At 67.0% G+C, this 11,903-nt stretch carries 8 protein-coding genes and 2 pseudogenes; 5 read left to right on the top strand and 5 right to left on the bottom strand.

What is annotated here, in order from left to right; all coding sequences use genetic code 11:
• Positions 1-128: 128 nt before the first annotated feature.
• Complete coding sequence (locus ACWCPY_RS42265; protein WP_451274383.1) at positions 129-506, bottom strand: transposase; 378 nt, start codon at positions 504-506, stop codon at positions 129-131.
• Here ACWCPY_RS42265 and ACWCPY_RS42260 point away from each other — a divergent pair.
• On the top strand, positions 404-655 hold the full coding sequence (locus ACWCPY_RS42260; protein ID WP_451274381.1) for a hypothetical protein: 252 nt from the start codon (positions 404-406) through the stop codon (positions 653-655). The genes ACWCPY_RS42265 and ACWCPY_RS42260 overlap by 103 nt on opposite strands.
• A 297-nt stretch (positions 656-952) precedes the next feature.
• Complete coding sequence (locus ACWCPY_RS42255; RefSeq protein ID WP_451274379.1) at positions 953-5,326, top strand: S8 family serine peptidase; 4,374 nt, start codon at positions 953-955, stop codon at positions 5,324-5,326.
• 293 nt (positions 5,327-5,619) lie between these two features.
• On the opposite strand, the gene ACWCPY_RS42250 is transcribed toward ACWCPY_RS42255, so the two are convergent.
• The 3 genes and pseudogenes from ACWCPY_RS42250 to ACWCPY_RS42240 form a co-directional block, all read right to left on the bottom strand.
• Positions 5,620-6,231: a transposase family protein gene (locus ACWCPY_RS42250; protein WP_451274385.1), complete on the bottom strand. Its 612-nt coding sequence runs from the start codon at positions 6,229-6,231 to the stop codon at positions 5,620-5,622.
• Between the two features lie 106 nt (positions 6,232-6,337).
• A pseudogene (locus tag ACWCPY_RS42245) lies at positions 6,338-6,394 on the bottom strand (hypothetical protein); the annotation flags it as partial.
• Positions 6,395-6,638: 244 nt separating this feature from the next.
• Positions 6,639-7,172 (bottom strand): GrpB family protein, encoded by a 534-nt coding sequence (locus ACWCPY_RS42240; RefSeq protein WP_451274377.1) that lies wholly within the window; start codon positions 7,170-7,172, stop codon positions 6,639-6,641.
• A 439-nt stretch (positions 7,173-7,611) separates the two neighbouring features.
• Here ACWCPY_RS42240 and ACWCPY_RS42235 point away from each other — a divergent pair, with 439 nt between their 5' ends.
• The 3 genes from ACWCPY_RS42235 (at position 7,612) to ACWCPY_RS42225 (ending at position 9,727) form a co-directional block, all read left to right on the top strand.
• A complete protein-coding gene (locus tag ACWCPY_RS42235) occupies positions 7,612-7,911 on the top strand; it encodes a hypothetical protein (RefSeq protein ID WP_451274375.1) in 300 nt (99 codons plus the stop codon).
• A 116-nt stretch (positions 7,912-8,027) separates the two neighbouring features.
• The gene (locus ACWCPY_RS42230) at positions 8,028-9,113 is read left to right on the top strand and encodes an MFS transporter (protein ID WP_451274373.1); all 1,086 of its coding nucleotides are present in this window, start codon (positions 8,028-8,030) and stop codon (positions 9,111-9,113) included.
• Positions 9,113-9,727, top strand: coding sequence for a hypothetical protein (locus ACWCPY_RS42225; protein WP_451274371.1), 615 nt, complete (start codon positions 9,113-9,115; stop codon positions 9,725-9,727). The genes ACWCPY_RS42230 and ACWCPY_RS42225 overlap by 1 nt, the downstream gene beginning before the upstream one ends.
• Positions 9,728-11,663: 1,936 nt before the next feature.
• Here the strand turns inward: ACWCPY_RS42225 and ACWCPY_RS42220 are convergent.
• Positions 11,664-11,810: pseudogene (locus tag ACWCPY_RS42220) on the bottom strand (ATP-binding protein); the annotation flags it as partial.
• Between the last annotated feature and the right edge of the window lie 93 nt (positions 11,811-11,903).

The following is an 11,903-nucleotide window of genomic DNA, read 5'->3' as shown; positions in this document are numbered from 1 at the left end:
TCGGGCACGAGATCAGCAGACACCCAGAAGATCCTGCCGACACAACACCCAACTGCCAAGCCAACACACCGATCTCATTATGAAACGATCAGTAACTTGACTCCGTCGGGAATCTTGGATGGTCGGGCTCAGGTACCGAGGGTTCGCCAGGACTTCGGTCGGGGGATCTCGTTCTGGTCCAGGAAGGTCTGGAAGGCGGCCGGCGGTCTCGGTGAAGAGGCATCGTCGGTCACTGACCTGCGGCTGAGGCGTTTGATGCTCACGGCGATGGCCGTGAGTACGTGTTGCAGGTCGGCTTTCGGCCGTCCTCGGTAGCGGCAGTGGCGCATGCCGTGTCCGCGGGCGAACTCGTTGATGGTGCCCTCCACTCCGGAGCGGACCGCGTAGCGGGCCTTCCACTCGGGTGTCTGCTGTTCGCTGCGGACACGGACTTGCAGGTCGCGGTGACCGCCAGGCCAACCGAGCGCTGCACACAATCGTGCTGGTCCGCATGCGCCACGACCCACGCACACGTGACTACGTCGCACGACGCACTCTCGAAGGGCTCAAGACGAAGAGCATCTTCAGATGCGTCAAGCGCTTCGTCGCGCGAGAGGTCCACCACCACGTCACGAACACATTCAGCAGCGCACCATCGACGTCCCCAGCGACTTGACGATCTGTAGGAGCTTCAGAATCAATCACACAGACGACGAATCCCTTGCATGACCTGCGAAAACGCTAACTTCCGGCCTTGGGGAAACTTCAACCGACTGGGAGCGGTGGGTCTGCGCCGAGTGTGGCGGCATTCCGCCATGGCCCACATCCGCCTCACTCGGTCCGTTGATCCTGCCCGGACCCAACTGTGAGATTGGCCAGGCGGCTCAGGTGTTCTCGTGTCTGCGGGCTTGGCCGCACGGTGATGTTTCACTCCTTGGTTAGGAGCACGATGAAACGAGGAAGACGAACAGGTGTGATTACCGCGGCGTCGGCCGTGTTGATCGCCGCGACGCTGATTGCGCCTGCGGCCGCAGCCGCCGACCCGACCAGTCCGACTGGCTCCGAGAGTGCTGGTGCGAGCAAGGCCGAACCCGCTGATCCCGACGGGCCACAGGGGCCGGGTCGGTCGCCCGTTGCTGGGCTCGACGACCGGGCCGGGCGTGACACCCCGGATTCGATCTACAGGGCGGGGAAGACCGACGGGTTCCAGCCGCTGACCGACGATTCGCTGTCGGATACTGCGGCCGAGAAGCTGGGCAACGCCGACACCAGGCTGCTGCAGCAGGCGCAGGCGTCGAAGAAGAAGTCTGTCACGGTGTTGATGCTGGCCCGGAAGGGCGCGACCGAGGATGTCGTCGCCGCGGTGGAGAAGGCCGGCGGGACCGTCGGGTCGGTGACCGGAAAGGTCGGCTACGTCCGGGCGACCGTCCCGACCGACAGCGTGACCACCTTGGCCGACCTTCGGTCGGTCGCGGCGATCGACCTGAACCGGACGTACAAGATCCCGGGCCCGGATCTGGGCGCCGCGGGTGCGAGGACGGCGGCAACGAAGGCCGCGGGGCCGACCGCGCCCGGCGCGAACACGCCCGCCGACAACCCGTACCTACCGATCAACGAGACCGGTGCCGAGGCCTTCGTCAAGGACAACCCGGCTTGGGACGGGCGCGGCACGGTCGTCGGCGTGTTGGACACCGGCGTCGACGTCGAGCATCCCGCGCTACGGACGACCAGCGACGGCAAGCCCAAGATTGTCGATTGGGTAACCGAGACCGATCCGGTCACCGACCGCGACGGCAGCTGGGTGCGGATGTCCACCACCAAGACGGGGCCGACGTTCAGCTACCTGGGCAAGACCTGGACGATCCCGGAGGGCACGTTCCAGTTCGGCGTGTTCTACGAGAGTGCGACGGCCGGGAGCGACTTCGAGGGAGACCTCGACCGGGACGGCGACACCCTGGACCTGTACGGGGTTCTGTACGACCCGACCACGCACAGGATCTGGGTCGACGGCAACAACAACCAGGACCTTACCGACGAGACACCGATGACCCCGTTCGCGGTCGACCGTCAGGTCGGCCACTTCGGGAGCGACGACCCCGCAACACCGCGCATCCCGTTCGTCGTCGAGCACCGCGACGACGTCGATCTCTCCCCGCTCGGCGGCAGCAACGTCGGCAAGACCGCGAACTACGTATCCATCGGGTTGCCGGCCGCCTCGCACGGCACCCATGTGGCGGGTATCACCGCCGGCACATCGATGTTCGGCGGCCGGATGCACGGCGCCGCACCGGGCGCGCAGATCGTGTCCGCCCGCGCCTGCACTTTGGGTGGTGACTGTACTCAGGCGGCACTGACCGAAGGCATGATCGACCTGGTCACCAATCGCCATGTCGACGTCGTCAACCTGTCCATCGGTGGGCTTCCCGCGTTGAACGACGGCTCCGACGTGATCGCCGAGCTCTACGACAAGCTGATCGGCCACTACGGCGTCCAGATCGTCATCGCCGCCGGCAACGACGGCCTCGGCACCAACACCGTCAGCTCGCCGGCCGTGGCGGGCAAGGCCATCTCGGTCGCCGCCTCCGTCAGCTCCGACACCTGGTGGGCCGACTACGGGGCGAAGGTCGCCACCAAGCAGGGCATCTTCGGCTTCTCCTCCCGCGGCCCCGCCGAGAACGGGGCGCTGGCGCCGCAGGTGTCCGCGCCCGGCGCCGCCATCTCCTCGATCCCGATGTGGCTGTCCGGTGAAGCCGTCCCCGAGGCCGGGTATTCGCTGCCGGCCGGGTACGGCATGGCCAACGGCACATCCATGGCGGCCCCGCAGGTCGCCGGAGCGGCGGCGCTGCTGCTATCGGCCGCCAAGGCCCATTCGCTGACGGTCGGCTCGGCGGCGCTGAAGACCGCCCTGACCGGCACCGCCGACCCGATCCCCGGCGTCCCGACCGTCGCGCAGGGCGCTGGCATCGTCGACACCGTAGCGGCCTGGAAGCAGCTCAGCGCTGGCATCAACACCAATGAGCTCACTGTGTCGGCTCCCGTCTGCAGTTCGCTGTCCGGCCTGCTCGCGACTCCGAACACCGGCGTCGGCATCTACAACCGTTGTCTGCCAACGGAAGGCGGCCAGGTGACCGGTGTGCACAGGACCTACAAGGTCAGCGTCACCCGGACCAGCGGTGTCGCCAGGAACGTCGTGCACCGGATCGGTTGGATCGGCAACGACGGCACGTTCAGCGCCCGCGCGGCAATGCCCCTGCGGCTCGGAAAGGCGGCCGACATCACGGTCGCTGCGAAGGCGACGACCTCCGGCGTGCACAGCGCGATCCTGACCATTGATGACCCGGCGACGGACGGCATCGACCAGTTCGTCGCCGTCACCGTGCTGGCGACCAAGCCGCTGGCCAAACCCGGCTACGCGGTCACCAGTTCCGGCAAGCTCGGCCGAGCCGGAGCCACCTCGCTGCTGGTGCCCGTTCCCAAGGGCGTCGAAGCACTGCAGCTGACCCTGGGTGGGCTCGCCGACGGCAGCCAGGTCCGCGCATTGCCCATCGACCCCGACGGCATGCCCGCGGACTCCAACGCCAGTTACCACTGCTACACCAACTACACCGACCCGGAGAACTGCAACGCCACCGCACGACCGGTGTACCGACCCAAACCCGGCATCTGGGAGTTCGTGATCGAGTCTCGCAGGACGTCTCCGGTCGAACGGAACCCGTACACAGCGACGGTTTCGCTGCAGGGCATGTCGTTCGATCCGGGGACCGTCACGGTCGACAAGGTGACGATGAACTCGCCGACGAATGTCGGTTCGACGGGGACGAACACCTTTGGCCCCGCTATCGCCCATGTCGCAACCGGCGAGATCGGTGATGTCCGCAATCTGTTCTCGACGGTCTCGCAAGGCGAAATCACGTCCAACATGCTCTATGTTCCGCGTCGGACGACCCGGCTCGACGTGGCGCTGACGCCCAGGGACGCTGCCGATCTGGACTTCTATGTGTACTTCAACGGCAGGCCGATAGGCCAGAGCACCACGACCGGGAACTCGCCCGAGCACATCGTCATCGATGATCCACAGCCGGGTACGTACTTCATCGTGGTCGCGGGAGTCTCCGTGTCCGGAGACAACGTCACGTTCGACTACCACCAAGAGATGTACTCGAAGGGCCTCGGCACGATCACGCCGAAAACCGACGCGAAGCACACGGTTGCCACGGGCCAGTCGATGGCGGTCGACGGGGCAATGATCGTCAGCGCTCGGCAGTTGACCAAGGATCCCATGGTCGGCCGGGTCCGAGTGGCCAACGAGTACGGCACGATCATCGGGGCGGCGGACGTCACGATCGCCACTGTCGATGTCCCCAAACTCGATCTGGTCGCGTGGGCCCCGCCTTTCGTCGGCGCGGCTCTCAATGAGAGCGGCGTAGTCGTGGGGGACCGCCAGTACGACGCCAGGATGACGCCGACCAGCTGGACGGCCACCGACGGGTTCACCAACCTGGATCTTGCCGGGGGCAGGTACGGATCGGCTCTGGACCTGAATGACGGCCAGATCGCCGTCGGTATCGCGACGGACAGTGCATTGCATACTCGTCCCGCCCAATGGGCCAAGGACGGATCGCTCACCGTGCTCGGCGTCCCGGATTGGCGGCCCTATTCCAACGGCTACGCGACCGCCGTGAACAACAAGGAGGTGGTCACCGGATTCTCCGAAGCAATCGTCAAGGAGTCTGACGGCAAGAACCACAGCTACAGCGACGGGTTCGTGCGGACGCCGGATCGGACGTTCAGCAAGCTGGCCCACCTGTCCTCGGATATGACGGTAACCCAGCCGCGCGCTATCAACGATGCCGGGATGATCGTCGGTGCCTCGCACACCGATGACCATGTGCCGCACGCGGTCGCCTGGGATGCGACGTCAGGGGCTATTCAGGATCTCGGCACGCTTCCGGGACAGCATTCGGCCCAGGCGAACGATGTGAACGCCTCCGGGACTGTCGTGGGAACCAGCGGTGACGACGCGTTCGTGTGGACCAAGGCCGGCGGAATGCAGCGCCTTGCCGACTACGGATACAACGCGACCGGCGAGAAAGTCACCGACGACGGGTGGATCCTCGGAACTGTCGAACTTTTCCCGGACGTCGCGGTGTCGGCGATGTGGGACCCGCAGGGACGGCTCTGGGATCTGTCCGGCATGGTGCCGCTCTCTACCGGTGATCGATTCACGCCGACCTACAGCTTCGACATCAACGATCATCACCAGCTAATGGTCTACGGCGAGGGCGGCCCGAACGCCGCCTGGTCCAGCTCGGTGATGCTGAGGATTCCGGCAGGTCTGGGCAACTAGAGCCCGTCTTCGCACTCGCGCCGTCCGGCCCGGACCTGCCCGCGGAGGCCGAGCTGACCGGCGTTGACTCAGGGGTGTCCCGTAATCCGCGGTGGGTCAGCGCGCGGCGTCGGATGCGGTGCATCGCAAGGCGGAGGGGCGTCCGCATACTGGATGGATGTGGACGTTCCGACAACGCGGCGAGGTGCCGTAGCTGTCGTCGCGTGCCCGCCGGGGGGTACGGGACACCCCTTACGACTCGGTACGCGATTGAGGTCGGGGCGTGCTGGCCTGGCGGGTCGGCTGGTGGGTGATCAGCAGGCGGCCTTCCAGGCGGCACGAGTTCGGTGCTCGTGTGCCAACGGGTGGGTCTGCGGGCCGCGCGGTCGGGGACCAGTCCGGCGACGGCGGCGTGGGTTTCGGCGTAGGAATCGCGCCGGCCGAGGTACCGCTGGAGCGGCCGCCACTTCTTCTCCTCGCCGATGGTGCGCTCCACGCAGATCCGCGCGGAGGACTGCCGTCGGCGCGCCTCGCGCCAGGCATAGTTGTTGCTCAGCGGCACTTTGTTCTTCGGCTTGCGTGGCGGTGCCTGGACCTGGTTGGGGAAGTCGTTGGCCAGGCCTTTGTATCCCTCGTCGACCTTCGTCGACCTTCGCCTTGACCTGCGGATGCAGACACAGCTGCTCGGCGATGCCTTCGGTGCGCATCGCGGTCTGGTCGTGCATTCTGCCGGGCCGGTCGGCCCCGGACCACAGCAGGCGTCCCGAGCCGTCGCTGATGGTGGTGGTCTTGGCGGTGTTCTGCTTCTTCTTGCCGGATACGAACCGCCTTGCGGCCGGGGCGGCCGGTCTGGGGGCGGCGGACCTGGGTCTCGGTGCCGTCGATGCGCAGCTCGACACCCTCGGCCTCGGCGTGGGCGAAGACATCGGCCAGGGTGCGCAGGCGGATGCCGGGCCGGTCGGGGGCGGCGAAGCCGCGGACAGCCGGCAGCGGGCGGATCTCGTGGATGGCGCGGGTGACGGTTGGGCGGGAGACGCCGTAGAGCCCGGCCAGTGCTGCATGCGGCAGCTGCAGACGCAGGTGGACCACGGTGACCAGGACCCTGTCGGTGAAGACCAGCTTGTGATCCGGCCCGGCTCCGGCGGCCCGCTTGCGCTCTCCGCCACGACGCTCACGCAACTCGGACTCGCACCGCCCCAGCCAGGGGTCGGCCAACTCCTCGATCAGAACGCCCAGATGTGGACGCGCAAGGCCGCAGAAGGCAGGATGCGACAAGGCCGCACGGGCTCGGTAGTGCGTCACGACATCACCAACCCGTGAGGCCACCGTCACGTCACGGTTCTCCGGCGGCCCGAGCGACGTAGGACTTCGCGACCAGTTCCTCCACCAGAGCGCTCTTCGCCCTCGAGTAGTCCCGTCTGCCCTGGCTGTCGGCGCGGAACCGCTGTGCGAGGGCCACCTTCAACGCGCTGTAGCGCCGGACTTCATCGGGCCGCTGGCGTAGGTAGTCACGGAGCAAGACGTGATCAAGGTGGGGTCTGGAGCCTGCGACCACGCTGTACAGGTGATGCTCGGGAGCCGCAGGAGGGGCTTGAAAGGCCTCCCGCCCCGGAATCCCCAGATCGCCTTCGTGCCGGTAGCCCTGCTCGGTGAGCCGGGAGATCAACGCGGGCATGGTGGCGTCCTCGGCCACCACGATGTCGAGGTCGATGATCGGCTTGGCGGCACATCCGGGCACGGCTGTGCTTCCGACATGCTCGATGGATACAGCCAGGTCCGCGACGTGAGGTGCAAGCCGCTGCCGCAGGTCCTCAAACCGCTCGGGCCATCGGGGGTCATAGTCGCCGACCATGATCATGCCAGTCATGTCAGCAGTCTCGCAGGGTCGCCAGGGCCCATCGAATCGCTCTGACGGCCCTGGCGATCGCGTACCAAGTCATAAGAGCACCCCCGGGTGGCGAGGGCCCAATCGTGCGTGCGATGTCGGCTGCGTTCGTGGCAGGATGACGGCATGTTGATCAGAAAGGGCGATGCCGCGTAGGCGCCCGAAGGCCGTCCGTGCTGAGCGGTGGCGGCCTCGCAGACACGTTGTAGTTCGGCGGATCCGGGGCGTTTCCGCGAGGACTCGTGCAGCTGTCCGCCGCGTCGAGGATCAGCGGATGTGGCCTGGCGCGGTTGCTGACGCGCTCGCCCGTTTCGAGTGGGCGTTCAGGCAACCCGGCCGTTATCTGAACGCATCCCAGGTCTGGCAGCCCGGGGCACCGCTCCCTCTCAACAGCCAACACCTCCGACAGAGAGCACCGTGCATGGCCGAGGTCACCTTCCGCCCGCTCCAGCCCTGGGCACTCCTGCCCGACAAACCACGCATCGACCGGGCGGCGGCCCGCGCCGAACGCGACACCTACCAGGAATCCTTCCGCTACATGCACATCCCCCGCCTGCCCGCGGACTGCCCACCCTGGGTCCTGGGCCAGGAACTGGGCTGGAACGTCCGCTCCCCGCTGACCCTCACGATGAAGCCACTGGACGACATCGGCTTCGCCGTCCCCGACCGCGAGGACCCCCACCACACCGGCCGGCGCCTGGGCGGGGCAGGCATGTGGTAGCGCGGCAAGAACTGGATCGCCGCCCGCGACGCGGACTGGCTACACCTCGGCGACCACCAAAGCACCAACGGAGGCTGGGAAGGCATGTTCGTCCCCAACGGACAGGGCACCCTCGAATGGCGCCTGGGCTGGGCCGCCACGATCCCCACCGGAACCTTCCTCATGGTCCTGCCACCTCCCGACCACGCCCCGAACGGACTTCACGTAACGACCGGCGTGATCCCCGCCAAAACCGTCAACGCCATGACAGACCGCGGCGGCATGAGCATCGCCATCCGGCCCGAACACCCCGTCACCGTCCACGGCGGCCAAGAAATCGCCCGCATCATGCTCCTGCACCCCGACTCCCTGCGCGCCACGACCCGCACAGAAACCATTCAGCCGGCCACCATCGCGGCGGACACAGATCAGGCACCCGCACCCCGCCCAGCAACCGCGAATCCAGGCCCCAAAGCCGAACCGGAGGCCCGGAAATCACCACCCCCGTCGCACACAGCCGCCCCGAGAAACCCGCAAGCGCACTCCGCCACCTGATACGACCACCAGTACGCGGACTCCTCACACTCGCCCTCCTCGCCCGTACCACCGCCGCCGTCCTGCCCATCACCCTGCTCCTGGCCCTCGCACAGTTCCACGGCTACGCCCACGCCGCACTCGTGAGCGGCGGCTACACCCTCGTCCTCGCCTTCTGCGCACCCCTCCGCGGCCGACTCCTCGACCGCTACGGCGCCCACCGCATGCTCACCCTGATGGGCGCCACCACCGCACTGCTCCTGGGACTGGTCGCATGCAGCGCCGAGTTCACATGGCCGTGGTTCACGACACTGCCCCTCGTCATCGCCGCCACCCTCTCAAGCCCGCCCCTCAACGCGGCCCTGCGTTCCTCATGGCGGCGCCTGGCGGCCGACGACGCCCAGCTCAAAGCAGTCCACAGCGCCGACTCCATCCTGGAAGAAGCCGGCTTCGTCCTCGCACCACTCACCGCCGGCGCCGCGATCACCCTGCTCGGCCCCCGCCACGCCTACGAAACAGCAGCCGCCACCTTCATCACCATCACCGCCCTCTACCTGACCGCAGCCCGCCGACACCACCTCGGCACCACCCACCCCAGCCCCGCCGTCACCTCACCCCGCCGCCCGCGCCAATGGCTCGGCCCCCTCACCACCCCGGAACAACAACCATCCTCCTGCCGCTGCTCGTGATGGGATGCATCTTCGGCGGCACCGGCATCCTCGTCCCCGCCTACACCCAGACCCAGCACGCCACCCCCTGGCTCGGACTACTCCTCGCCGCGATCAGCACCGGCGGCGTCATCGGAGGCATCCTCTACGCCACCCTCGACTGGAAAGCCGGGCTCTGGCGCAAATACCAGCTCCTGACCCTCGGCTTCACCCTCCCCACCACGCTCCTCTTCCTCGCCCGCCCCCTGTGGCTCCTCGCCACCCTGCTGCTCCTGGCCGGACTGTTCGTCACACCACTGTTCATCAACGCCTTCCTCCTCATCGACGCCACCGCGAACGACGACACCCGAATCGAGGCGAACGCCTGGGTCGGCGCCTCCACCGACATCACAGGCGGCATCATGGCCATCACCATCGGTGCCCTCGCCCAACACCACAGATGGGACACCGCACTACTCACCCTCACCACCTGCGCAGCCATCGGAGCCGTCGGCGCGGTTCTGACCCCCGCCCACCGAACGGCCGCGACCGGGGCCGCTCTGCCCGCAACGCGTCTGCCCAGCCCGCCCGAGGCCCGGCCCGGGAACGCTCAAGAACCGTGGCCCCCGGCCACTATGGCGGATCCGCGCCCATGACCGCCCCGACCGTGAGGGGCGAGTAGCCCCGTCCGCAGCACGCGTGAGAACGGGGTCCGGCGCTGCCGTTTCTCTCGTAGCCTGTCGACGTGACCCGCCGTACACCGCCGCGACCAGTGGACGTTGAGCAGCTGTTTCCCGAGGTGGCGCCCCTCCGGAAAGAGACCGTGCGGCTTCACCCACGTGTGGGGGAGCCGACGTGCCGAGACAGCTCGGTCGGAGGCCCGCTGCTGTGGCCGGCCGCAGAGGCCTGGCCGCTGTGCTTCGAGCACGAGGACTCGCCGATGGTGCCTGTCGTGCAGATCTACCGCACCAGCGTTCCAGGCACCGTCCCGTTTCCCGAGGGGTGCGATCTACTCCAAGTTCTCTGGTGTCCACGGAAGCACAGCGGCCATCGCTGGATCGTTCCGCACGTCCAATGGCGAAAGGCGGGCTCGGTCGGGAAGGCGTTGAAGACTCCGCCATGCCCGGCTGATCTGTGGGAGAACTACGTTCCGCGTCCTTGTGTGGTGCATCCAGAGTTGGTGACGGAGTACCCCTATTGGGATCTTCATGACGACATGTGGGACGCGTTGGAGTTCAGGTTCTTGGACCTGGCCAGGAGACGGGCTGGGACTACCAGAGCCACCTCTCCACCGCCCCCGGGACGAAACTGGTTGGATACCCCGGCTGGCGCCAAGACCCAGAGTGGCCGGAATGCGTCGAATGTGGGAATCGAATGGAACACCTGCTGACGGTGCAGAGCACGGAAGCCGACGCCGTGTCCCGGCGTGCCTGGACCCCCGTCGAAGAACGGCACACTCCCTCCGCAGGTCCGGGCCTGGTGCTGGGCGACCTTGGCGGTGTGTACCTATTCGAGTGCCACGCCTGCCCCGGGCGTCCATTCACGCACCGCTACGACTGCCCGTAGTGCACGAAGCCCGGGCCTGATTCCTGCGAGGTCACGAATCATTCGAGCCCACGGGCCTGCGCAGGGACACATAGGCCAAGTAGTCCGTTCCGGCTCGCTCGGCGTAGCGCATCGCTGCGTCGCCTCGGAACTGCCCAGGCCGAGGCACTGTCCGAGGCCGATACCGTGCCGGTAGAGGGCCATTCCCTCGGCAAGCCGGTCTTTGATGCGGTTGGCATGGCGTACCCGGCCGGGTGGTACCTGGCTCAGCCCAATGAGGTTGGGCGGAAGGGACTTGCGGTCTGGGTGCACGCGTCTGGTGCGTATCCGGCCGTAGGCCGCAGAAGGCGCGGGGCCGAGGATAACCTTCCTGAGAAGGTCTGGACCGCCACGAAACTCTATCCGACGCGCACGCTGCGGCGCCCGGCGCGAACCCGGCACCCGCGACCCCCAAGAAGGCCCTCTGTATCCGAACTGCCTGATCACGGACCCGATCAACCTGCAGCTAAGGGCGAAGGAATACGGTCGACGCCCTGGTGCTGGGGTTCACCGATCCTCGGCTCAGGCCGCATCATCTGGTCTTGGTGGTGGGGGACGAGGGCGGCCCGGCCCGGGTGTCCGCCCGCCTGGAGCCGGTCCTTGCCGCCCGGATCGGCGCCGTAAGTGCACCAGTCCTCGCCTCATGGGCCCTTGATCCTGGATGAATGAGCAGGCGTCTACGATGCCCCATGTGGGGCAATCCGCTGGGGGAGGAGCGATCCGTGGGTGACTGGGTGAGCTTGGTCTGGGGAGGGGTCGTGGGTGCTGGCGCGACAGCTATTGCGCTCGACTATCGGAACGTTGGGCTGCGCGTGTATGACCTGATAGCCCAGCGGTCACCTGGTGGCGGGGTTGATCCAAGGTTCTCGCCCGACATCATGCGAGGCATCTTTGGGGTACTCGGTGTCGTCTTCCTTGCAGCCACTGGGATGAGAGCGTTCGGGATGTTCTGAAGTCCCGGCGGTAGTTTGCCTTTGTCGGTGATCGGCGAAGGTCAAAATGGCCGGTTCAGGATGAGTTGTCGCGTTCGATGGCGGCGAGCCGGTTCTTGAGGCGGTAGCTGGGACCGTTGATGGAGATCACGTCGCAGTGGTGCAGGAGGCGGTCGAGGATCGCGGTGGCCAGCACCTCGTCGCCGAAGACCTGGCCCCACTCATCTGGGGCTGGCATATGTTCCTTTTCATGGATCGCCGCTGCCACCGGCCCGTATCCATCTTCTGCTGTCCTCGTTGGTCTTCATGGTGGTGC

It is taken from the genome of Streptomyces sp. NPDC002403 (genome assembly GCF_053593015.1).
Note: the sequence above shows the minus strand (reverse complement) of the source record. Positions and strands in the feature narration are given on the sequence as shown.

Excerpts from the sequence above, each read along its gene's own strand:
- ACWCPY_RS42250 (WP_451274385.1), bottom strand. The coding sequence starts at position 6,231 with ATGTCTTCGCCCACGCCGAGGCCGAGGGTGTCGAGCTGCGCATCGACG.
- ACWCPY_RS42240 (WP_451274377.1), bottom strand. The coding sequence starts at position 7,172 with ATGACTGGCATGATCATGGTCGGCGACTATGACCCCCGATGGCCCGAG.
- ACWCPY_RS42235 (WP_451274375.1), top strand. The coding sequence starts at position 7,612 with ATGGCCGAGGTCACCTTCCGCCCGCTCCAGCCCTGGGCACTCCTGCCC.
- ACWCPY_RS42230 (WP_451274373.1), top strand. The coding sequence starts at position 8,028 with ATGGCGCCTGGGCTGGGCCGCCACGATCCCCACCGGAACCTTCCTCAT.
- ACWCPY_RS42225 (WP_451274371.1), top strand. The coding sequence starts at position 9,113 with ATGGGATGCATCTTCGGCGGCACCGGCATCCTCGTCCCCGCCTACACC.